Raw genomic sequence first — 22,104 nt, 5'->3', positions numbered from 1 at the left:
AAATAGTTCATAAAAAAACAGTAGTAAACTTTTGCTTACTACTGTTTAAATTATTGTAATACTTATTTTTTAAAACTGAGATATACTAAACTTTCCATCGGTAACCTCAACAGCTTGTCCATTCATAATACCGGAAAAATTAAATGTTCCTTCAATTCTTTCATTATTATTAGCCGTAATTTTAATTGTCCCTGATGTTGCGTTAAAAGTATTATCAGTACCCATGAAAGTAAAACTTGCCTGATAAGTCGTTGTCAAATTTGATAAATCATAAACAACAGGATGACTTCCAACTGAAGCATCTAACGGCATCCATAATGTAATTTGTTTGTATGTATTATCTATCCCTTCAGAACCTATTACATCTAAAGTCAAAGAACTCTGATATCCGGAATCAAAAGTATAAGTAGTGCCTTTGTATTTAAATTTAATATAATCTGTCTCCGTTTGATTCTCATCTGAATCATTACTACTGCAAGACGACAAAGCTAATGCAAAAACTGCAATAGCTAAAAACATAACTTTCTTTAAAATTTTCATTTGATTTGGCTTTAATTTATATATCCCAAATATATAGTTATTCCTTACAAAAAGACAATTTCGAGAAACTATTTTTTGGCGTTCCCTCAGGGTCGGGCTATTCGCTCCAAGTCCTCGCACTTCCTTCGCCAGCCTGCGGGTTATCTCCTGCTATCCCTAAAGCTCACGTTTTCATAAGTAGATTATTTATACTATAAAAATAGAAAGCATTATTAACTCTTGTCGAAAAGACAACCCGAACTATTATAAATGTTCTTAAGCACCTGCAAACACTCACTATACTTAACATCTTGCAGGTGGACTTATATAACAGGAAGAATTACCGGCAAACTGGCGTAAAAAGTGGTGATGAAACCAATTTAAAAAATGTTTGAGTCAGGGGATAATAATAAAATAAAGTCTAAATGAATTTAGACAACAAAATATTGCCAAACGTAATTAATTTGAATAAAAAACCTGCAAATACAAAATTTACAGGCTTTTTTAAAAAGTTAGAACTCAAACAAAGCAGCTTTTTAAATTATTAAGACTTATTGAGCAGCTTCCAACTGATTTTCTATCTCTGACTTTATCACATCCTTGTATTTGGCAAGTCCGATTCCTATTATGGGAACAGCTAATTTTCCAATAACAGATGCAGCCTGTTTTTTGCCTGTTTTAGAAAGGTAAGATGACAAAAGCAAGGAACCGATTGCTCCTATGAGTATATAACTGCCCGGCACATCGGCAATTTTACTTTCAATAAGTTCTCTGATGTCCTCAAGATTTTCTTGATTAATTAAATTTTCCATAATTTTATTTTATTAAATCATCTTTATATTTTAATGATTTTAAAATTACAGTGTTGCAGCTATTTTATTTTATATAATTGAAATAACTGCTTACATAATTAAACGTAATTAGTATTTTACAGGAAAAGCTATTCTGCCTTTATTATTTCCATATTCTTTTTATTTCATTTATCATGGTCGACGAACCACCATTATAAAGAATTCAAAAACGCCCGAATTAATTGGATGAATAGTCGTTTTTAATAATGCTCCCGAATATAAGATCTGGTGATGTAAAATTGATTATCGGTGACTTCAAGACAGATATAGCTGTATCGAAAATTTCTTATTGTAACCGGTGAAGTTATTCAATTGGAACACCATTTTTATATTCCAGTAAAAGACATTCAAAACCATTTCTAATTTATTCGTATTTTTGTTTTTATAGATATTATTTCTTACATAAGTATTTGCACGTAAGTCAAACTTTTAAAGGCTATTAAATTAAGAATAAAATGAATAATACTAAAGTTGATTTTTATTTTAGCCAAAACGAAAAGTGGCAAAAAGAAACCAGGAAATTAAGAACAATTATTCTGGACTGTCAGCTTACAGAAGAATTAAAGTGGGGAACTCCATGCTACACTTATCAAAAAAACAACATCGTTTTAATTCATGATTTTAAAGAATATTGTGCGCTTTTGTTCTTCAAAGGTGCTTTATTAAAAGACACTGAGGCCGTTTTAATACAACAATCGGCAAATGTACAGTTAGCCCGACAAATTAGATTTAAAAATCTACATCAGATAATCAAACTGGAACCTGTTTTGAAAAAGTATATTTATCAGGCTGTCGAAGTCGAAAAAGCAGGCGTGAAATTCGAATTCAAAAAAACCGAAGATTTTGAAACTGCAGCAGAATTTCAAAAAAAATTAGATGATAATCCGGATTTAAAAACTGCCTTTGAAGCCCTGACACCCGGACGACAGAAAGCTTATAAATTATTTTTTTCTGCACCCAAACAATCTAAAACAAGAGAATCAAGAGTTGAAAAATCAATACCGAAAATTCTTATCGGAAAAGGACTGAATGATTAACCAAAATCAAATGCTATCAACCAGAACTTATTTGCCTTTGATTAAACCTTAATAAATAGTACTTTTATTAAATTCAAAAAAAGTTTCAATGAGGGAAAGAAAAGTACTGAAATATTACGTTTTAGATGTGTTTTCAAACGAAAGCTATAAAGGAAATCCACTTTCAGTTGTTTTTACTGATGGCAATTTAGACTTAGAAACTTACCAGAATATTTCTAAAGAATTTGGTTATTCTGAAACTTCTTTCATTTATTATTCTAAAACAGAAAAGGCATTAAATGTTCGTTCGTTTACCCCTACGGGAATTGAAATTGACGGAGCAGGACATAATTTACTTGGAGCTGTCTGCGGTGCTTTACTAAAAAAAATACCCGTTTTTGAGGAGCAACAGGAACACAATCGTTTTGTTATCATGAAGCATTCCCCAATTCCGGTAACCGTAAGTTTTGATCCGGTAACCCAATATCCTGTCGTACAAATGCATCAAAAACCAGCGATAGTGATTGCCGAAATTCCCACTTATAAACTGGCTGTGGCGCTGGGATTGAAAATGGAAGATTTAGACAGCAATGATTTTGTACCGACAATTGTTAAAACAGAAGTTGCCCACACGATGGTTCCTATAAAAAGTAGTCAGATACTTAATGACTGTGTTCCTGACAATCAGCTTTTGATTGAAATTTCAAAAGAATATAAGTTTGAAGGATTTTATTGCTTTACAATTTCAGATCAAAATCAGGGAAATATTGCCGAAGCCCGATTTTTCAATCCGATAATTGGAATATATGAGGATCCGGCCACAGGAACAGCTGCGGGGTCATTAATTGGCTTTTTAACTCAAAAAAAGTTTACTAAACCCAATACCGAATATAAGATTTTGCAGGGCGTCAAATTAAACCAGCCTTCGCTGATTGAAGTTATGAATCGGGAAAATGATATTTTGGTGGGCGGCTCTTCGATTATTACGATGAAAGGTGAGCTCTATTTATAAAACAATGATGAAAAAATTACTAATTAGTATTTCTGAAAAGGCAATTAAGTATGAGGATTTCAATTTCACACCAGAGCAAATTGAAAATAATTGGTTAGGAATTATTCCTGCAACTGAAAAACAAATAAGTGAAACTGAAAACAAGCTCGGTATAAAATTACCAAATATTACATTGAGTTTATAAAGATAACTAATGGTTTTTCTGCACCAAATGAGATAGAACCACGTTTTGAAAATATCAAAAATATTGATTTCTTAAAAAACATCGAAGCTTTTGCAATCGAAGCTTATTGTTATTTACCAGAATTACAAAATGCGATACTGGTTGCAGGCATTGAAGAAGAACAATGTTTTTTATTACTGCCTCCAGAATCAAAAAACGAAGACTGAAAATACTGGAAATTTTCAAATTGGCATCCAGGTGAACATCCTTTCAGAAATTTGAAAGAATACTTTAAAGAGGTTGTTGAATTTATAATTAAAAATCACGAATCAAAAAAAAGCTGCACTAAAAAATGCAGCTTTAAATCTTATTAAGAAAAAAATTTCTTACTTGGTTTTCATTGGCGGTAAATCAAATGCTTTTGCTTCGCATTCAAAAGTATTTCGGTGTGCACCATCGCAAAAAGGCTTGTTTGCCGATTGTCCGCAACGACAAAGCCCTAAAGCTTGTCTTCCTTGTAGTCCGTAAATTGTTCCGTCCTGATCCATGATTTCAAAATCACCTTCGATTTTGATTGACCCGTTTTTATTGATGATAAGTTTTGTCTTGCTCATAAGATTGTTTGTTTTTCTGGTGCAAAGGTTGCAAAATATATTGCACTTTTTAATAGTTTTTATGTCTTCAGCGCTAGTTTAAATTGGTTCTATTTTAATCGCCATTCCCACGATCTTGTCCATTTGACGGAAGGAGAAATCACACCACAAACTCCGTACTTAAATTTGTTAATTTTTGTCGAATTACATGTCCAATCGAAATGAACAAACTGTAACAAAAACGCTCTTATGAAAACAGGTTTCTTAGCCCAGATAGAAGTGAAAATCCTTTTGTGGCGGGGTTCGCCACAAAAGATTGTAACGGATAGCTGGAAATAGCTCCTTAAAAAACCATAAAACTCTCAATACTATTGCTTATTTTTGCACTCAATAAAATTGAAAGATGAAATGAGCGAAACCAAAATTAGGGTAGTAACACCAAATTTAATTAGCGAATTACATATGACAAGTGAAAAACAATAATATCAACATATGATACAGAATCCTAAAAGATATACTATTACGGCGGCATTGCCTTACACCAACGGACCTATTCATATTGGGCATTTGGCGGGGGTTTACGTGCCAGCCGATATTTATTCGAGATACTTGCGTTTGCAGGGAAAAGATGTTGCGTTTATTTGCGGAAGTGATGAACATGGCGTTGCGATTTCGATGAAAGCCAAAAAAGAAGGCGTTACGCCGCAGGAAGTTATTGATAAATATGACGGAATTATCAGAAAATCATTCGCTGATTTTGGAATTTCGTTTGATAATTATTCCAGAACTTCGGCTAAAATTCATCATGATACGGCTCAGGAATTTTTTAGGACTTTGTATGATAAGGGTGATTTTATTGAAGAAGTCACAGAACAATTGTATGATGCAAAAGCAGATCAGTTTTTGGCAGACCGCTTTGTGGTAGGAACTTGTCCGAAATGTGATAATCCGGAAGCGTACGGTGATCAGTGCGAAAAATGCGGATCGACTTTGAATGCTACGGATTTGATTAACCCGAAATCGACGATTACCGGAGAAACTCCTATTTTAAAGTCAACAAAACACTGGTTTTTACCGCTTGACAGATATACTGATTTCCTAACAGAATGGATTTTGGTTGGACATAAAAACGATTGGAAACCGAATGTTTACGGTCAAGTTAAATCGTGGGTTGATGGCGGATTAGAACCCCGTGCCGTAACACGTGATCTTGATTGGGGAATTGATGTTCCGGTTGAAGGTGCCGTAGGAAAAAAATTATATGTTTGGTTTGATGCGCCTATCGGGTACATTTCATCTACAAAAGAATGGGCCGCCCGCGAAGGGAAAGACTGGGAACCGTATTGGAAAGATGAACACACGAAACTGGTTCACTTTATCGGGAAAGACAACATTGTTTTTCACTGTATCATTTTCCCGGCAATGCTGAAAGCTGAAGGAAGCTATATTTTACCAGACAATGTGCCTGCAAATGAGTTTTTGAATCTGGAAGGAAATAAACTTTCAACTTCTAAAAACTGGGCGGTTTGGCTGCACGAATATTTAGAAGAATTTCCGGAGAAACAAGACGTTTTGCGTTATGCCTTAACCTCAAACGCTCCAGAAACTAAGGATAACGATTTTACATGGAAAGATTTTCAGGCGAGAAACAACAACGAATTGGTTGCGATTTTCGGTAATTTCATAAATCGAGTTGTCGTTTTAACCAACAAATATTATGACGGTATTGTTCCAAAACCAAATGAATTATCTGAAGTTGACGAACAAACTTTAGCAGAATTAAAGGCGTATCCGGCTGTGATTTCAAGTTCAGTAGAGCGATACCGATTCCGTGAAGCGTTGGGAGAGTTGATGAATGTGGCTCGTTTAGGTAATAAATATTTAGCAGACGAAGAGCCCTGGAAAGTCATGAAAGACAATCCTGAAAGAGTAAAAACGCAGATGTATGTGGCGCTGCAAATTGCGGCGGCTTTAAGCGTTTTAGCTGAACCATTTTTGCCATTTACTGCTGCTAAATTGTCTAAAATTCTGAATTTAGGTGATCTTAAAGAGTATTTTGAGGGATTTAGCAAGTTTCTTAAAGAGAAAAATCGTGATGCAAAAGACATTATTATTGATAAAACATTAGGCTGGAATGATATTGCTGAGAATTCAGATTTAATTCCGGCAGGACATAAAATTAGCGAAGCCGAATTGCTTTTTGCCAAAATAGAAGATGAAGAAATACAAAAACAAATAGACAAATTGGAAGCTACAAAAACTGCTAATCTTGCCGAAAGCAAACAGCCGGAACCACAAAAAGAATTAATTCAGTTTGAAGATTTCGCTAAAATGGACATTCGTGTTGGAACTATTCTGGAAGCAGAAAAAATGCCAAAAGCGAATAAACTTCTGGTGCTAAAAGTAGATACCGGAATTGATGTTCGCACCATAGTTTCCGGAATTGCCGAAAGTTTTTCTCCGGAAGAAATTATCGGAAAACGTGTTTCAGTTTTAGCTAATTTGGCTCCAAGAGCGTTACGTGGCGTTGAAAGCCAGGGAATGATTTTGATGACAACCAATGCTGAAGGAAAATTGGTTTTTATTAATCCGGATGCTGATGCACCGAATGGGGAAACGGTCAACTAAAGTTTTATAGTACATAAAATGGCGTGAATCGATTATACATTTAATTGATTTGCGCTTTTTTATTTAATTTATTTAAAAATATATTTTATTTCTAAAAAAGCAAGATATTCGCCCTAAACTAAATACAGTGAAATAATGTTGAAAAAAATATTACTTGCTTCTCTATTTTTAAATGGTTTGGTCTCTTTTTCCCAGGAAATTGTAAAGGAATTTGACCTTAAATTAGACAAGAAAAGAGACTATTTTCAGGTGACAAACGAAACCGACAAAGAAGTTATTTTGTTTTTAAATGATAAAGAAAATATAACTTCTGTTAGATTTGATGAAAAATTTGACATAAAAGATTCTTTATCGACAACAAGACCAGAAAAAAAGTATAAGGAAATTGTTGGATATAGCAGGAATGATCGCAATTATTTCCTTTATTGGGCATCTGAAGACAGAAAAGAAATTAATGTTCAGCATTTTAATTTCACAAATAAAGAGACCCATACAACCCCGATCACTTTAGAATTAAAAAAAGAAAAAATCGTTAAGGAACTTACCATTAATAATACTTTTTATTTAATTACAATTGTTAAGAATACAAGTATATTGAAATTCTACATTTCAGATAATAATGGTAATTTAAATGAAAAAATTGTAGATCTTTCTCATTTGGAATTTAAAAATATATTTGATAATCCTAAAGATTTATATACTGTTTTAACTGATGAATCTGCAGATCCATTTTTTCAAACTATAGATAATGACAGCCCGCCATCATTAGCACTTAGTGCTAAAAGATACAAAATTTACACCTATAATCATGACGAAGTTATTTTCACTATTGATAATACTTCAAATGGAACACATGTATTAAGAATTAATCTTCAAGACTTTACTCCAAACCTTAAATACATTGCACAACCGAAAACTGTTAAGGGAGAATATGGAGCAATTGAATTTAGATCAAATTCATTTTTAATTGATAATAAAATTCTGCAGCTTAAAACGAATTCATTTGTTTTATTTTTTAATGTTAGTGACTTTGATGGAAACAAAATAAAGGAATTTAAAGTTTTTCATGATAAAGAAATAGACTTTAATAATTCTGAGTTTTTTCAGGAAAATGCCAGTATTGAGGATAAAAAAACGATTCTAAATACAGAAAAATTTCTTCGCAAGATCCACAATTTCCCCAGCGTATCCTGTTATAATTTAAATGGAACATATTATACAGCTATAGGAAGCAGCGTTGATAGATATCATCAAAATTTTTCATCTGTAATGGGAATGTCTTCTAGTGTAACAGGAATTGGTTTGGTTAATGGCGGATTGGTACCAATTTCATATGGAACACATCATACTATTGAAAATCTCATTTCTTACCGGGATAAGTTTGTAGTTTATACTAACTGCCTTTTCGATTCCAATTTTAATCATATTGATGAAAAATTGAAAACTTCTGCTTTTGAAAAAGCTCGAATTTTCCTTGAAGAGAATAAGGAAATCCGTGAAAATCTTTTGCTTTTTAAAACTAATTTATACAAAGATTTAATACTTTTTAAGTTCGACAAAAATTTATATCTCGGGAATTACAATATCAAAAATAAAAAATATCAGATTTTTAGTTTTACGGAATAATAACAATACAATTACATTTATAAAACTCCCGATTCTGCAATTCGGGAGTTTTTTTATAAGAACACTTTCAAAACACTAATTTTGCATTTCGATCAAATAATAAACAAATGAAACTCACCAAACCAAGATTAGCCTTAATCTGCGGAATACTTTGTATTTCAATCTTTCCTATATTGATTAAACTGAAACTGGCTCCGGGATTGATATCGGCTTTTTACCGAATGACATTTGCTGTGATTCTGCTTTTGGCTTATGTCCTTTTGACTAAAAACTTAAAAATTCCAAATCTAAAACTAACTCTTTTAGCTATTCTTTGTGGCATTTTGTTTTCTTCGGATGTTGCGGTTTGGAATATTGCGATTCAGGATTCGAGTGCGACCCAGGCTTCATTGCTGACAAATTTGGCACCGCTTTGGGTTGGAATTGGTTCTTTTTTGTTTTTGAAATCAAAACCGGCAACTAATTTCTGGATCGGAACCGTTGTTGCTTTATTCGGAATGGTGACTTTGGTTGGATTTGGCTTTTTTATGGAACTGAATTTTGATCAGGCGTTTTTGTTTGCCGTTTTATCCGGAATCCTGTATTCGATTTATCTTTTGGTCAGCAAAAATGTACTTTCGGAAGTTGATGTTTTATCGTTTATGACGATTAGTCTGATTGCTTCCAGTATTTATTTGGGAATTCTTTGCTACTGTTTAAATCAGCCTTTTACCGGTTTTTCAGACACTGGCTGGTTTGTACTGGTTCTTCAGGCGGTTATTTGTCAATTGTGTGCCTGGCTTTCTATTAGCTACGCTACCCAAAATATGAGGGCGACCAGAGTTTCATTAAGTTTACTGAGTCAGGCTGTAATTACTGCAGTTTTAGCCAGTTTGTTTTTAGAAGAACAAATAACTTTACAAATGGTTTTTGGAGGTATCATTTTGCTTTTTGGAATCCGAATTACTTTTTATGATAAACCCATTTCATTTCAATATTTGTTCAGAAAATAAAAAAATCCCTTCTGTTTAGATTTTACAGAAGGGATTTTGATTTAGAATGATGTTAAAATTAATCGGCAAAAACCTTTTTCCAATCGTCTTTCATACTCATCACATGATATTTGTTTTGTGCAGCGGTACTTAAAGAGAGATTCGATTTTTCCTGATAATAGGATTCTCTAATTGAATCATTATGATTTACAATTAACTGAAAAGATGGATATTTATTTCCCTGAGAAAATTTAAGCATGGCCAGATCACCTTCTGCACCTTCATTTCCGCAGGCAAAAACTGGACGCTGACCAATATGCAGTTGTATTGCAACAGGTTTTCCTTCTTTATCATCGAAATGACTTAAGTCAGATTCTCTTATAATCATATTTTTTTTAGGATCATATTTATATTTAAACGAAGTCCCCACCACTTGTTCTTTAGGGATTCCGTAGAAATCGGCAGAGATACCGCGAATAACTTCAACTGTTCCACCTGATACAATGAAAGTTTTAAAACCATTTGCTCTCAGATAATTTAATAATTCTAATTGAGGCTGATACCGTATTTGCTTTAAAGGAACATTTTTACCGGGAACTTTAGCTTCAGCAAAAAACGCTTTGATGGAAGCTTCAAATTCATCTTCGGTCATTCCGGTATGTGTTGCCCCCACAAGATCTAAAATTGCTTTCATCCCTCCTTTTTCAAAATAAGCTTTGTCTTTTTCGACCACTGCTTTATAAGGTTGTTTTTTTGCTAGTTCCGGATTGGCTTTAACCATTTTTTCTACCTGATAAAAAGCAAATAATTCCTGAGGCAAAGGTTTTTCAGACCATAGCGTACCATCATTATCAAAAGTAGCAATTCTGCTTTCAACCGGAATAAAATCGGGTGTTCCTTCTTTTGTTACTTTTTCAACATAAGCAATGATATCTGTTTTCAAGACTCCCGCATTCCAGTTAGGTAATGGGTCAGAGTTTGTTGCAACTACTGCTGTACTATCTTCAGGATTGGCTGTTGTAATGGTATCTGTCTTTTTACAGGAAACCAGCAATAATAAAAACAGGGGAAGGATAACTATTTTTTTAGACATAATGTTTATTTTTTAAGTCATTAATTAAAAACTGAGTTTTACGGAAACTCTTCAATGAGAAAAGTTTATTAAGTGACTCAAATTTAGCCATTAAACAAAGTAATCATTATTCTTATAAGACATTAGATGGTTTCATTTTATAAAATGAAACATAATAAAAGTCTTTTGATGTCATTTTATAATTCAGTAATGAAGAAATCAAAATCCTGCTTTTACTATAATTTAACTCCTGGCTTTGTTTTTATATTCTTAAATTTCAGGTTAAATTATTGTGTATCGCAATAAGAAGAAATAACTTTACCAATACATTTTAGAAAAAAACAGATGTTACATAAAAATAAAATCCCGGATTTAAAAGTAATCGCATTTGATGCAGATGACACTTTGTTTGTTAACGAACCTTACTTTCAGGAAACCGAACATAAATTTTGTGCTTTAATGGAAGATTATCTTTCGCATCAAGGTATTTCGCAACAATTATTTAAAATCGAAATTGAGAATTTACCTTTGTACGGTTATGGGATCAAAGGATACATTTTATCGATGATAGAGGCTGCCATGAATATCTCCAACAATACTATTCCGATTGAAGTTATTGAAAAAATCATCCGATACGGAAAAGAGTTACTCGAAAAACCCATCGAACTTTTAGATGGAATCGAAGATACACTGCAAGCATTACACGGAAAATATAAACTGGTAGTAGCCACAAAAGGCGACTTAAAAGACCAGCACAGCAAATTACACCGATCTGGTTTGGGTCATTATTTCCATCATATCGAAGTAATGTCAGACAAACAGGAAATTGATTATCAAAAATTATTAGGCCGTCTGGACATTCAGCCACACGAATTTTTAATGATCGGAAATTCTTTAAAATCAGATGTATTGCCTGTTTTAGGAATTGGTGGTTACGCTGTTCATATTCCGTTTCATACCACTTGGGAACATGAAAAAATCAATCATAAAGTAGAACACGAGCATTTTAGTTCTTTCGAAAAAATCACAGAAGTTGTCCATAATTTATTATAATGAAAACCCTTTTAGATTTAGAAAACTGGAACAGGAAAGAGCATTTTGCACATTTCAGTAAAATGGAAGAACCTTTTTTTGGCGCTACTGTAGAAATTGATTGTACGAAAGCCTATCAAAAAGCCAAAACCCTCAAAACATCATTTTTTATCTCTTACCTGCATAAAACTTTGGTTGCTGTAAATGCAATTGAAAATTTTAAATATCGAATTTCTGAAGATCAAATTTACATCAATAATCGTGTGGATGTCTCGGCAACAATTGGTCGCGAAGATGGTACTTTTGGGTTTTCTTTAATGGAATATAATCCTGACTATACGATTTTTGAAAAAAATGCTTTAGCAGAAACTGAACGCATCCAGAATACAAGCGGTCTTTTTACCCGATCATTTGATGATGATAATGTGATTCATTTCTCGGCAATTCCTTGGCTGAATTTCACTTCTCTTTCACATGCCCGCAGTTATTCCTATCCTGACAGCTGTCCTAAAATTTCTTTTGGAAAAATGATTACCTTAGATAATGGTAAAAAAACAATGGCAATGTCTGTCCATGTTCATCATGGCTTAATGGACGGATTGCATGTTGGAAAATTTGCAGACCTTTTTCAAGAACTTATGAATGAGTAAAACAGAAACGGAACAATATTTGAGCGTAAAAACACATGAAAAAATTATTCCTTATTTTTTGCGTCTTTTATAATGCTGTCTTATTCAGTCAGACGGTATTAAATTCTTTTTCATTAAACCTGAACAGTCCTTTAGAAAATGGCCAAATCCTCAATGCCGAAGATGTAAAAACCAATGATATTTATGTTTTTGCAGCCGATGATAAATACATCAATATCTTAAAATATAATAAATCTCTTTTCCTTACCAATCAATTTACCGACTCGATAAAACTTGCAGAAAACAGATCATTAATTGGTTACAGTATAAGCGATGACGGGAATCCGCTTCTTTATTGGGCAACAGACAATTTAAGAAACATCAGAATCATTAAATATTATCTGGAAACAAAAACGACAAAGGCTTTAAATTTTGACTTATCGCCAAATAATGAATCTCTTATTACAACTTTTCAAAAAAACAATGATTTTTACATTCTCTGTAAAGAAAAAAATCAACAGCATTTAGTACTTTATGAATTCAATAACGGAAAAGCAGAAGTAAAAATGTTTGACTTATCGGGTATACAATTTCAGAATGAAAAAGGACAAAATTTGGCTTTTAAAACTGTAATTCGATATTATCCAATTGAAAAAATGGAGATTGACAATCTTAATACCTTAGATAAAACAATTCACAAAACCAAAATGTATTTGTCAGATGGACATATTCTGCTGACATTTGATTACAGTTTAAACAAAACCAAAATTTTAGATCTTAACCTTACAAACGCTGAAGTTACAGAGAAAAATTTTAATCAGCCTGTCACTAAAAAATCATCCAGAACTTCAAATTCTTTTTTTTACGACAATAAATTATTGCAAATCAAGGCAGCCAAAGAAGAACTATTATTTGAAATCAAAGATTTTGATTCTGGCAAAACGCTTAAAAGTGTAAAAGTTTCAAAAAAAGATACAATTAGTTTCAAAAACTCCCCTTTGCTTTTACAGATAAACGATAAAAAACCTCAGGAAATTAAAACCACTGATAGATTTTTAAAACAACTTTCTAGTCTAAACGTCGGAATAACAGCTTTTAAAAACAAAAAAAACACCTTTATATCCTTTGGTGGATTTGCAGAATATCAGATTTCAGGTTATAATTACATACAGAGTAATGCGCTTGCAGATTTTTTTGATAATGACTATGGAGGATATTCAGAATACGAAAGCAAAATAGTTTATTTTGATGCCATGCTCAATTCTGATTTATCATTTGTACATCAAAAGCAAGCAGAACCTCTGGCAATTGATAATGTTTTTTATTATCTAAGTATCAATAAAAATGTTGCGCTGCAAAATATCCTTAAACTAAAAGATTACTACATTTTGGGTTATTATGATCTGGCTTCAAAAAAATATATTATGCGGAAATTTACAGACGGATTCAATTATGAGGAAAGAAACCCAATTATAAATAAGGCTATTCTTTCTCAACCGGCGTCTTTTGAAAAAATTAAGTCCTACTAAATTTAGTGAGTATTAATCTATATGTGTTGCTGTTTTTATGTGCACATTATTTAAAAAAATGATACAGCTCACATTTTTTATACGTGTATGTGTCTGAATAAATTGGAAAAGAAGCTAAAACTCAATCGATGATAAAGCAACCTAATTGATGATGATAAAGGTGGATTTTACTTATTTAATATTGATATTCAACAACTAACAGTTAACAGCTCTATTGTGATGAACCCTTAATAGAAAAGTTAAAGTTTATTTAGAACACATAAAAATAATATTTTTCTTTTATATTTGTCCTGTTTATAATTCAGAGGATGAGCAAGAAAGAGAAAGATAAGGACAAGAAAAAGGATAAAAAGAAAAAGAAGAAAAAAGATATCCTTGAAAACATCAAGAAGCTTGAAAATTGCAAGTCTTCTTGTTGTGAGAAATATAAAAAAAGCGAAAAGAAACGTTGTACTCGTTGTCCTATGTTTGACTTAATCAAAAAAACAGCTTAACAAATATACAAACCCATCAAGAAATTTGGTGGGTTTTTAATTTAAATAGAATTACCTTTCTGATAATGATCAACATATATGAAAAACCAAATTCTTATACCCAAATCCAGTCTTGATTTTTTGCTTCAGCTTAAAGAAAACAATAACAAGTTCTGGTTTGAGGCTAATAAAACAAACTATTTAAAAGAATTAAACCATATTGAAACTTTTGCTGATGCTTTGCTTCAGGAACTTTCAAAAACAGATATTTTAGAAACATCATCAGGTAAAAAAAGTGTTTACCGTATTTATCGTGATATTCGTTTTTCTAAAGATAAAACCCCTTTTAAAACTTTTTGGGGAGGTAGCTTTACCCGTGCAACAGCCGCAAGACGAGGGGGCTATTATTTTCATCTCGAACAGGGAAACAGTTTTTTTGCAGGTGGCTTTTGGGGACCAAATGCAGCTGATTTAAAACGCATAAGAAGCGAATTTGATAATGATGCTGAATCATTTAGAAAAATCCTAAATTCAAAATCTTTTATAAACACTTTTGGAACTTTACAAGGAGAACAGCTTAAAACAGCACCAAAAGATTTTGATATACATCACGAAGCCATCGATTTACTTCGCTACAAACAATTTTTGATTATGAAACATTTTTCAGATGAAGAAGTTTTAAGTGATCATTTTTTAGAAAAAGCTTTAGAAACCTGCAAAAACATGAGGCCTTTTTTCGATTATATGAGCGAAGTGCTTACGACAGATGTAAACGGTGCATCTGTTTTATAAATTTTCTAAAATGATAAACCCGACAGATCTTAAGAAACTGTCGGGTTCGAATAGCAAATTATGGGGTTATTTGCTTAGCAACAAAATTTCATTTACAACAATATCAGTTACATAACGCTTTTCGCCGTTTTTATCATCGTAGCTCCTATGAGTAAGCTTTCCTTCTACGGCGATTTCCTTGCCTTTTACCACATATTTTTCGATAATTTCTGCTGTCTTCCCCCAGGCTGTAATACGGTGCCATTCCGTTTGTTCTACTTTTTCGCCTTTATCATTCGTATATTTATCATTCGTTGCAATATTTAAATGCGCTAATTTTTTTCCGTTTTCTAATGTTTTGATTTCAGGATCATTACCTACGTTTCCGATTAATTGTACTTTGTTTTTCATGGCGTATATTATTTTTAAGGTTTATATAAAATTGAATTCATTCGTCAAATTCAACAGGGCAAAGATGTGATACCTTTCAAAAATTATTCGGTTGCAAACTATTTACTTTCGGTTGTAACTATTTGTAACCGTTTGTAAATGGAAATATTTTTACTATATTTGAGAGAAATCATAGTTTATGCAAACCCAAATCAACAAGGTAGAGTTACGAAATTTAGAATTTGACGATTACAAACAATTGAAAAATTCAATGGTTGAATCCTATCCGGAAATGGCCGACTCTTACTGGGAAGCCGATGAAATTAAAAAATTACTTTCTATATTTCCTGAAGGCCAATTGGTTATACTGGTTGATGGTAAAGTTGTAGGCTCTGCATTATCGCTAATTCTTGATGAAAAATTAGTAGACAAAAAACACAATTACAGACAAATTATAGGGGATTACTCTTTCTCAACGCACAATCAAAACGGAGAAATATTGTATGGAATCGACGTTTTTATACATCCCAATTATCGAGGATTGCGTTTGGGAAGACGTTTATATGATGCCCGAAAAGAATTATGCGAGCAATTGAATCTTAAAGCCATCGTTTTTGCAGGACGAATTCCGAATTACGCGCAGCATTCCAAAAAAATGACGCCAAAAAATTACATTGATAAAGTAAAACACAAAGAATTACACGATCCTGTGCTTTCTTTTCAGTTAAGTAATGACTTTCATGTCTTACGAATTATCAAAAACTATCTGGAAGGCGATGAAGAGTCAAAAGAATTTGCAGTTCTTTTAGAATGGAATAATGTCTATTATGACGAAAGTCCAAAACTGATTAATCTGGAAAAAAGCGTTATTCGTTTAGGACTTGTGCAATGGCAAATGCGCCCTCTTAATAATATTGAAGAATTTTTTGAACAGGCAGAATTTTTTATAGACGTTGTTTCTGGTTATGGAAGTGACTTTGCCTTATTTCCGGAACTTTTTATCGCGCCCTTAATGGCCGATTATAATCATTTATCAGAGGCAGAAGCGATTCGGGAACTTGCCCGGCATTCAGATCCAATTCGAAAACGTTTCCAGGAATTCGCCATCTCATACAACATCAATATTATTACCGGAAGTATGCCCTATTTAGATAATGGGAATTTATATAACGTTGGTTTTTTATGCAAAAGAGACGGAACTTCCGAAATGTATACCAAAATTCACGTAACACCAAACGAAGTACAGCATTGGGGAATGAAAGGTGGATCACATTTTCAGACCTTTGATACCGACTGTGGTAAAATTGGAATCTTAATTTGTTATGATGTCGAATTCCCGGAACTTTCGAGAATTATGGCTAATGAAGGCATGAATATTTTGTTTGTACCCTTTTTAACCGATACTCAAAACGCCTATACGCGTGTAAAACACTGTTCTCAGGCACGTGCCATAGAAAACGAATGTTATGTAGCGATTGCGGGCTGTGTTGGGAACCTGCCAAAAGTAAATAACATGGATATTCAGTATGCACAAGCCTCCGTTTTTACGCCATCTGATTTTGCATTTCCCAGTAATGGTATCAAAGCAGAAGCAACTCCGAATACCGAAATGACTTTGATAGTTGATGTAGACCTGAATTTACTGAAACAATTGCACGAGCATGGAAGTGTAAGGATTTTAAAAGACAGACGAGATGATTTGTATGAAATTAGGAAGATAAATCCTTGATTTAATAAATTAATTCTAAAGCTTACGTCACTTTGAGTTGTTTTGGCTGCTGGATTTGTTTTAAAAACCATTAAAATTAACCTAGCCCTGATTACTTCACTTAATTTCCATTTTCATTGGAGTTCAGTGAACTTTGTTTGAGCCGGCATCCTCGTAACGCAGTGCCGAAATAAAGGGGAAAGCAGGAACGATGTTAGCAAACAAAATAATTAATCCGCTCAAAATAAACATATAAAGTTGCCTTATTTTCAACTTAAAAACAAACTCATGAAAACATGCCTCGAATGCTCCGAAAAAATTGTAGGCCGGGAAGACAAGAAATTTTGCTCTGACAGCTGTCGAAATGCCTACAACAATAAAATAAATAAAGACAGCACGAATTTTATGCGCAATGTAAACAATAAATTGCGTAAAAATTACCGAATTTTGTCTGAGTTAAATTCGGAAGGAAAATCAAAAGCAACACGTGATAAATTGATAAACAAAGGCTTTGATTTTGATTTTTTTACCAATATTTTGCAAACCAAAACAGGAAATACCTACTATTTCCTATACGACCAGGGATATCGGTCTTTGGACAATGATTATTTTATGCTCGTAAAAAAAGAAATTTAGTACACATTACCATTATGAAAAAAAATCCTACTTCAATACTAGCTTTTTTAAGTATCTTAGTAATCCTGGCTCTCATATTTGCCTCAATGATGCCCCAATGGATTTCTAAAGACGAAGAAGCCCTTGCTGAATTCTCAACAGAAAGAGCTCTAAATCAGGTTCAGATTATAGCCCAAAAACCCCACTTTGTCGGCTCAACAAATCATCAGTTAGTAGCTAATTACCTTAAATTGGAATTAAACCGAATAGGTTTAGAAACCAGTATTCAGGAAGGTTTTACCCTTAATGACAAAGGTCTTTTGGTGAAATCAAAAAATATTCTGGCCCGCATAAAAGGAACTGATAGTTCAAAGGCCCTTTTATTGCTTTCACATTATGACAGCGCTCCACATTCATTTTCTAAAGGAGCAAGCGATGATGCTTCAGGAGTTGCGACAATTCTTGAAGGAATCCGGGCTTTTTTATATGCTAAAGAACAGCACAAAAATGACATTATAATTCTTTTCTCTGATGCCGAAGAATTAGGTTTAAATGGAGCTGCCCTTTTTGTTAACAATCATCCTTGGGCAAAAGATGTTGGTCTGGTTTTAAATTTTGAAGCAAGAGGCTCTTCCGGTCCAAGTTATATGCTGATGGAAACCAACAATGGAAACGAAGGCCTTGTAAGAGAGTTTTCGAGAGCAAAGGTAAAATATCCGGTTTCAAATTCTTTGATGTACAGTATTTATAAAATGCTCCCCAACGATACTGATTTAACTGTTTTTAGAAAGCAGGGAAACATTCAGGGATTTAATTTTGCCTTTATTGATGGTCATTATAATTACCACACACAACAAGATGATATCCAGCATTTAAACAAAACTACATTAGCGCATCAGGGCAGTTACTTCATGCCATTATTAAAATACTTTTCAAATATTGATTTAAATTCTATTCAAACTACAGAAGACCATGTTTATTTTAGTATTCCTTTCGGATTTATTAATTATTCTTTTTCCTGGGTTTTTCCAATGTCAGTCATTGCTTTAGGGCTGTTAATTTTCTTCATATTTATAGGGAAAGTAAAGCGCATTATTACTTTTAGAGAAATCTTTAAAGGTTTTGTGCCTTTATTAGGATCTATTATCATTGCAGGACTGGTAACTTTTTTAGGATGGAAAATTATTCTGGAGATCTATCCTCAATACTCAGATTTACTAAATGGTTTTACCTATAATGGTCATGCTTATATTGCAGCATTTGTAGCACTTAGCATTGCCATTTGTTTTGCTTTTTATCATCATTTTTCAGAAACAAAAATCACGATGAATCATTATGTAGCACCTTTGTTGCTTTGGATTATCATCAATTTATTTTTAGCTAACAGCTTAACTGGCGCCGGATTCCTGATTATTCCGGTTTATTTTGGAATATTTTTATTAGGCGCTTTTGTCATTACGCAGCATTATAGTCTGGGCTTAAATTTATTATTCAGCATTCCGGCATTAGCAATAGTAGCACCATTTATTCTAATGTTTCCAATAGGCTTAGGTTTAAAAATTCTTTACGGTAGTGCAGTCCTTACCGTATTGCTTTTTGGATTATTACTCCCGATATTTGGAACCTTTCATAGAAAAGGCGCCTGGACGATGCTTTTCTTTATCATAGCAATCAGCTTTTTTGTTTATGCAGGATACCATTCAGACTATGAACCCGGAAAAGCAAAATCAAACAGTTTATTGTACGTTTATAATGCAGACACTGATTCTGCAGTCTGGACCACTTATGATAAAAATCTGGACGATTGGACAAAAACGTATCTTGGCAATATAAACCAAAAGGCAGTTGGTTTAAATGGACTACCAATAGCAAGCAAATACAACTCTACTTTTACGTATAGTGCCATTGCGCCTAAAATAGAGATTCCAAAACCAACAATTGCTTTTCTTAAAGACAGTGTGATTGGGAATAACAGATACTTAAAAATAAAAATTACGCCAAACAGAAAAGTGAATCGTTACGATATTTTTGCCAATAGAAAAATGACTTTTTACGATTTTAAAGCCAATGGCGTTTCGACTTCCGGGCAAAAAGGAAATCGTTTAGAACGTGATGATAATAAGGTTTTATGTTATTATGTTGTGGGCAACGAACCTCTTGTGTTGGAATTCTATATTAACAGATCAACTGTTCTTGATATGGATCTAATCGAAAGTTCGTTTGATTTATTGACAAATCCGCTGTTTCAGATCAAACCGAGAAGTGACTGGATGATGCCGACACCTTTTGTTTTAAATGATGCAGTTTTGATTCAGCAAAAAATAAAAAGATATACTGCACCTCTAAAACCTTTAGAAACTGCTCCTGTAAATGATAGCCTTAACATGTTAAAAGATAGCTTAAAACCTATAATGAAAATTAAAAAAGAAGTCATAAATCAATAATCATCTAAAAATAAATTAATGAAAAAAGCATTCTTGGTTCTCTTAATTATTTTCAGTTTCCAGTTCGGATTTTCTCAGACTATTCAGGAAAAAATAGCAAAACAAACATGTGATTGTTTAAATAAAAAAACTGAAATAACAGAAGAAATTTACGCTTCCTGTTTAAGTACTTCTATGACTGATGTAGTTTTAAGCGATACAGATATAAAAGTAAGAGAGTCAATAAATACTGTTGAAGGCATTCAAAATCTTTTAGAAAGCTCAAATACTGAATTAAAAAAGACCTGCGATAAAGTTCCTAAAATAGAATTAGAAAGTAAAATGAGCCCATTCTATTCTGAATCAAAAAATGAGCAGGCACAAAACTCTTATATTATTGCCAAGGATTTCATGCGTGACCAAAACTATAAACTGGCTATTGAGAGTCTGCATATGGCCTTAAAAAAAGACCCAAAGTTTGTTTTGGCCCTTGATGATATTGCCATGTGTTACAGACAGCTAAATGATTATGATAACGCCATAAAATATTATAAAAAATCACTTGATATTTATCCTCAGGGAGATTTTGCATTAATGAATATTGGTGTGGTCTACTCTTTAAAAACTGATTACAAAACGGCTATTACCTATTATGAAAAACTGATAAAATACGATCCTAATAATGCAGAAGGCTATTTTGGAGCAGGAAAAAGCAATTTTGCCCTAAACAATGATGAAAAAGCATTGGATCAAATTTTTAAAGCCCATAGAATCTATACCACGGATAAATCAGATTATATAAAAGATACTGAAACTATAATGGGAGCTATTTATCAAAAAATGAAGAAAGAAAATAAAGAAGACGTTTTCAGGAAAATTGCAACAGAAAACAATATTGCAATTGAATAATTTTGTTTTTAAAAATAAAAAAGGGCAAATTTGAATTTAAAATTAGCCCTTTTTTTATTAGCAGGATATTCAAACTTGAAACGAAACTATATCTTAGGTTTCATATAACTTTCGTTACTTAATATGGAATGTAGAACATTTATTTAATTCAATTTTTTAAGAATAAAGCACCACAAATTTGAATTGGAGGAGTATTAATCTAATAAATTGAAAAAATAACAAAGGCCAAGAAAAACTCTTATAAGTTAGCTTCACCCTTTGTACCTTTGAAACTCTGAAACTCATAATAGATGACTCAAATAAGTATTTTAGGCTGTGGCTGGCTGGGTTTGTCCCTAGCGAAAAAATTAATCGAAAAAGGACATCCGGTCAAGGGATCAACAACTTCTGAAAATAAACTTTCTGTTTTGAAAGATTTCGGAATAAATCCTTTTTTAGTTACGCTTGAAATCGCAGGTGTTTCAGAATCTATAACTGATTTTTTGGCAGAAAGCGAAATTTTAATTATTGATATTCCGCCCAAATTACGAGGAACTAATGCTGCTGCAGCAAATTTATTACAAAAGGTTTTTGTAGAAAAAATACAAATTCTAATTCCATTTATAGAAAAATCACCCGTAAAAAAAGTACTTTTTGTCAGCTCAACTTCTGTTTATGGTAATGAAAATGATTTCATTACCGAAGAAACAATTCCGAATCCAGAAACCGAAAGCGGTAAACAATTACTTTTAGCAGAAGCAATTCTGCAAGAAAATAAAAACTTCGAAACTACAATTTTACGTTTTGGCGGATTAATTGGTGAAGACCGTCATCCGGTAACTTCTTTATCCGGAAAAGAAAACTTAGAAAATGCAGATGCTCCGGTAAATTTAATTCATCAAAAGGATTGTATCGAAATTATCGAAGCGATCATCAATCAATCAAAATGGAATGAAGTTTTCAACGCTGTTGCGCCTTTTCATCCATCACGTTCAACATATTATATACAAAAAGCAAAAGAGCAAAACCTGATTTCACCCAAATTCAGTACAGAAAAATCGAATATCAAAAAGACTATTTCAAGCGAAAAAATTGAAAACAATTTAAACTATAAATTTAAATTGGACGAATATTAAACCATATAAGTTCATAAAAAAGCAAACTGCAAAACTTTGTGGTCTCTAAACTAAAATGC

At 32.8% G+C, this 22,104-nt stretch carries 21 protein-coding genes; 16 read left to right on the top strand and 5 right to left on the bottom strand.

Annotation, left to right across the window (positions count from 1 at the left end):
• Positions 1 to 69 precede the first annotated feature (69 nt).
• Entirely contained in the window at positions 70 to 540 is a 471-nt protein-coding gene (locus ACEN2I_RS13335; RefSeq protein WP_441766594.1) for a hypothetical protein, read from the bottom strand.
• A 530-nt stretch (positions 541 to 1,070) separates the two neighbouring features.
• Positions 1,071 to 1,331: a hypothetical protein gene (locus ACEN2I_RS13330; protein WP_441766593.1), complete on the bottom strand. Its 261-nt coding sequence runs from the start codon at positions 1,329 to 1,331 to the stop codon at positions 1,071 to 1,073.
• 494 nt (positions 1,332 to 1,825) lie between these two features.
• On the opposite strand from ACEN2I_RS13330, the gene ACEN2I_RS13325 reads away from it, so the two are divergent.
• The 3 genes from ACEN2I_RS13325 to ACEN2I_RS13315 all read left to right on the top strand — a co-directional run bounded on the left by ACEN2I_RS13325 (position 1,826) and on the right by ACEN2I_RS13315 (position 3,582).
• Positions 1,826 to 2,407: a YdeI/OmpD-associated family protein gene (locus ACEN2I_RS13325; RefSeq protein WP_441766592.1), complete on the top strand. Its 582-nt coding sequence runs from the start codon at positions 1,826 to 1,828 to the stop codon at positions 2,405 to 2,407.
• A gap of 88 nt (positions 2,408 to 2,495) precedes the next feature.
• Entirely contained in the window at positions 2,496 to 3,398 is a 903-nt protein-coding gene (locus ACEN2I_RS13320) for a PhzF family phenazine biosynthesis protein (RefSeq protein ID WP_441766591.1), read from the top strand.
• 4 nt (positions 3,399 to 3,402) lie between these two features.
• The gene (locus tag ACEN2I_RS13315) at positions 3,403 to 3,582 is read left to right on the top strand and encodes a hypothetical protein (protein ID WP_441766590.1); all 180 of its coding nucleotides are present in this window, start codon (positions 3,403 to 3,405) and stop codon (positions 3,580 to 3,582) included.
• A 365-nt stretch (positions 3,583 to 3,947) separates the two neighbouring features.
• Here the strand turns inward: ACEN2I_RS13315 and ACEN2I_RS13310 are convergent, their stop codons facing one another.
• Positions 3,948 to 4,175, bottom strand: a complete 228-nt coding sequence (locus tag ACEN2I_RS13310; RefSeq protein ID WP_441766589.1) for a CDGSH iron-sulfur domain-containing protein — start codon at positions 4,173 to 4,175, stop codon at positions 3,948 to 3,950.
• Positions 4,176 to 4,646: 471 nt separating this feature from the next.
• On the opposite strand from ACEN2I_RS13310, the gene metG reads away from it, so the two are divergent.
• From metG to ACEN2I_RS13295, 3 genes are all read left to right on the top strand, one after another.
• Positions 4,647 to 6,782, top strand: coding sequence for a methionine--tRNA ligase (metG, locus tag ACEN2I_RS13305; protein WP_441766588.1), 2,136 nt, complete (start codon positions 4,647 to 4,649; stop codon positions 6,780 to 6,782).
• A gap of 135 nt (positions 6,783 to 6,917) precedes the next feature.
• Entirely contained in the window at positions 6,918 to 8,408 is a 1,491-nt protein-coding gene (locus tag ACEN2I_RS13300; protein WP_441766587.1) for a hypothetical protein, read from the top strand.
• Between the two features lie 107 nt (positions 8,409 to 8,515).
• Positions 8,516 to 9,400 (top strand): DMT family transporter, encoded by an 885-nt coding sequence (locus ACEN2I_RS13295; RefSeq protein ID WP_441766586.1) that lies wholly within the window; start codon positions 8,516 to 8,518, stop codon positions 9,398 to 9,400.
• Positions 9,401 to 9,458: 58 nt separating this feature from the next.
• On the opposite strand, the gene ACEN2I_RS13290 is transcribed toward ACEN2I_RS13295, so the two are convergent.
• Positions 9,459 to 10,472: an HAD family hydrolase gene (locus ACEN2I_RS13290; RefSeq protein WP_441766585.1), complete on the bottom strand. Its 1,014-nt coding sequence runs from the start codon at positions 10,470 to 10,472 to the stop codon at positions 9,459 to 9,461.
• Between the two features lie 324 nt (positions 10,473 to 10,796).
• Here ACEN2I_RS13290 and ACEN2I_RS13285 point away from each other — a divergent pair, with 324 nt between their 5' ends.
• The 5 genes from ACEN2I_RS13285 (at position 10,797) to ACEN2I_RS13265 (ending at position 14,906) form a co-directional block, all read left to right on the top strand.
• A complete protein-coding gene (locus tag ACEN2I_RS13285; RefSeq protein WP_441766584.1) occupies positions 10,797 to 11,504 on the top strand; it encodes an HAD family hydrolase in 708 nt (235 codons plus the stop codon).
• Entirely contained in the window at positions 11,504 to 12,133 is a 630-nt protein-coding gene (locus ACEN2I_RS13280; protein ID WP_441766583.1) for a CatA-like O-acetyltransferase, read from the top strand. The genes ACEN2I_RS13285 and ACEN2I_RS13280 overlap by 1 nt, the downstream gene beginning before the upstream one ends.
• 35 nt (positions 12,134 to 12,168) lie before the next feature.
• The gene (locus ACEN2I_RS13275) at positions 12,169 to 13,641 is read left to right on the top strand and encodes a hypothetical protein (RefSeq protein ID WP_441766582.1); all 1,473 of its coding nucleotides are present in this window, start codon (positions 12,169 to 12,171) and stop codon (positions 13,639 to 13,641) included.
• A 308-nt stretch (positions 13,642 to 13,949) separates the two neighbouring features.
• Complete coding sequence (locus ACEN2I_RS13270) at positions 13,950 to 14,135, top strand: hypothetical protein (protein WP_441766581.1); 186 nt, start codon at positions 13,950 to 13,952, stop codon at positions 14,133 to 14,135.
• A gap of 78 nt (positions 14,136 to 14,213) precedes the next feature.
• A complete protein-coding gene (locus ACEN2I_RS13265; RefSeq protein ID WP_441766580.1) occupies positions 14,214 to 14,906 on the top strand; it encodes a DUF2461 domain-containing protein in 693 nt (230 codons plus the stop codon).
• Positions 14,907 to 14,972: 66 nt separating this feature from the next.
• Here ACEN2I_RS13265 and ACEN2I_RS13260 read toward each other — a convergent pair whose 3' ends face one another.
• Positions 14,973 to 15,296, bottom strand: a complete 324-nt coding sequence (locus ACEN2I_RS13260) for a single-stranded DNA-binding protein (RefSeq protein WP_441766579.1) — start codon at positions 15,294 to 15,296, stop codon at positions 14,973 to 14,975.
• 178 nt (positions 15,297 to 15,474) lie between these two features.
• Here ACEN2I_RS13260 and ACEN2I_RS13255 point away from each other — a divergent pair, with 178 nt between their 5' ends.
• The 5 genes from ACEN2I_RS13255 to ACEN2I_RS13235 all read left to right on the top strand — a co-directional run bounded on the left by ACEN2I_RS13255 (position 15,475) and on the right by ACEN2I_RS13235 (position 22,045).
• Positions 15,475 to 17,004, top strand: coding sequence for a GNAT family N-acetyltransferase (locus ACEN2I_RS13255; protein WP_441766578.1), 1,530 nt, complete (start codon positions 15,475 to 15,477; stop codon positions 17,002 to 17,004).
• Positions 17,005 to 17,271: 267 nt separating this feature from the next.
• Positions 17,272 to 17,619 (top strand): hypothetical protein, encoded by a 348-nt coding sequence (locus tag ACEN2I_RS13250; RefSeq protein WP_441766577.1) that lies wholly within the window; start codon positions 17,272 to 17,274, stop codon positions 17,617 to 17,619.
• A 14-nt stretch (positions 17,620 to 17,633) separates the two neighbouring features.
• The gene (locus ACEN2I_RS13245; protein ID WP_441766576.1) at positions 17,634 to 20,042 is read left to right on the top strand and encodes a M28 family peptidase; all 2,409 of its coding nucleotides are present in this window, start codon (positions 17,634 to 17,636) and stop codon (positions 20,040 to 20,042) included.
• 18 nt (positions 20,043 to 20,060) lie between these two features.
• Positions 20,061 to 20,930: a tetratricopeptide repeat protein gene (locus tag ACEN2I_RS13240; protein WP_441766575.1), complete on the top strand. Its 870-nt coding sequence runs from the start codon at positions 20,061 to 20,063 to the stop codon at positions 20,928 to 20,930.
• Positions 20,931 to 21,220: 290 nt separating this feature from the next.
• Positions 21,221 to 22,045 (top strand): NAD-dependent epimerase/dehydratase family protein, encoded by an 825-nt coding sequence (locus ACEN2I_RS13235; RefSeq protein WP_441766574.1) that lies wholly within the window; start codon positions 21,221 to 21,223, stop codon positions 22,043 to 22,045.
• Positions 22,046 to 22,104 lie beyond the last annotated feature (59 nt).

This window comes from Flavobacterium sp. W22_SRS_FK3 (genome assembly GCF_052113665.1).
GTDB lineage: Bacteria > Bacteroidota > Bacteroidia > Flavobacteriales > Flavobacteriaceae > Flavobacterium.
Note: the sequence above shows the minus strand (reverse complement) of the source record. Positions and strands in the feature narration are given on the sequence as shown.

Bases quoted from the DNA above. Each gene is read 5' to 3' on its own strand.
- ACEN2I_RS13335 (WP_441766594.1), bottom strand. From the start codon at position 540: ATGAAAATTTTAAAGAAAGTTATGTTTTTAGCTATTGCAGTTTTTGCA.
- ACEN2I_RS13330 (WP_441766593.1), bottom strand. From the start codon at position 1,331: ATGGAAAATTTAATTAATCAAGAAAATCTTGAGGACATCAGAGAACTT.
- ACEN2I_RS13325 (WP_441766592.1), top strand. From the start codon at position 1,826: ATGAATAATACTAAAGTTGATTTTTATTTTAGCCAAAACGAAAAGTGG.
- ACEN2I_RS13320 (WP_441766591.1), top strand. From the start codon at position 2,496: ATGAGGGAAAGAAAAGTACTGAAATATTACGTTTTAGATGTGTTTTCA.
- ACEN2I_RS13315 (WP_441766590.1), top strand. From the start codon at position 3,403: ATGATGAAAAAATTACTAATTAGTATTTCTGAAAAGGCAATTAAGTAT.
- ACEN2I_RS13310 (WP_441766589.1), bottom strand. From the start codon at position 4,175: ATGAGCAAGACAAAACTTATCATCAATAAAAACGGGTCAATCAAAATC.
- metG (WP_441766588.1), top strand. From the start codon at position 4,647: ATGATACAGAATCCTAAAAGATATACTATTACGGCGGCATTGCCTTAC.
- ACEN2I_RS13300 (WP_441766587.1), top strand. From the start codon at position 6,918: ATGTTGAAAAAAATATTACTTGCTTCTCTATTTTTAAATGGTTTGGTC.
- ACEN2I_RS13295 (WP_441766586.1), top strand. From the start codon at position 8,516: ATGAAACTCACCAAACCAAGATTAGCCTTAATCTGCGGAATACTTTGT.
- ACEN2I_RS13290 (WP_441766585.1), bottom strand. From the start codon at position 10,472: ATGTCTAAAAAAATAGTTATCCTTCCCCTGTTTTTATTATTGCTGGTT.
- ACEN2I_RS13285 (WP_441766584.1), top strand. From the start codon at position 10,797: ATGTTACATAAAAATAAAATCCCGGATTTAAAAGTAATCGCATTTGAT.
- ACEN2I_RS13280 (WP_441766583.1), top strand. From the start codon at position 11,504: ATGAAAACCCTTTTAGATTTAGAAAACTGGAACAGGAAAGAGCATTTT.
- ACEN2I_RS13275 (WP_441766582.1), top strand. From the start codon at position 12,169: ATGAAAAAATTATTCCTTATTTTTTGCGTCTTTTATAATGCTGTCTTA.
- ACEN2I_RS13270 (WP_441766581.1), top strand. From the start codon at position 13,950: ATGAGCAAGAAAGAGAAAGATAAGGACAAGAAAAAGGATAAAAAGAAA.
- ACEN2I_RS13265 (WP_441766580.1), top strand. From the start codon at position 14,214: ATGAAAAACCAAATTCTTATACCCAAATCCAGTCTTGATTTTTTGCTT.
- ACEN2I_RS13260 (WP_441766579.1), bottom strand. From the start codon at position 15,296: ATGAAAAACAAAGTACAATTAATCGGAAACGTAGGTAATGATCCTGAA.
- ACEN2I_RS13255 (WP_441766578.1), top strand. From the start codon at position 15,475: ATGCAAACCCAAATCAACAAGGTAGAGTTACGAAATTTAGAATTTGAC.
- ACEN2I_RS13250 (WP_441766577.1), top strand. From the start codon at position 17,272: ATGAAAACATGCCTCGAATGCTCCGAAAAAATTGTAGGCCGGGAAGAC.
- ACEN2I_RS13245 (WP_441766576.1), top strand. From the start codon at position 17,634: ATGAAAAAAAATCCTACTTCAATACTAGCTTTTTTAAGTATCTTAGTA.
- ACEN2I_RS13240 (WP_441766575.1), top strand. From the start codon at position 20,061: ATGAAAAAAGCATTCTTGGTTCTCTTAATTATTTTCAGTTTCCAGTTC.
- ACEN2I_RS13235 (WP_441766574.1), top strand. From the start codon at position 21,221: ATGACTCAAATAAGTATTTTAGGCTGTGGCTGGCTGGGTTTGTCCCTA.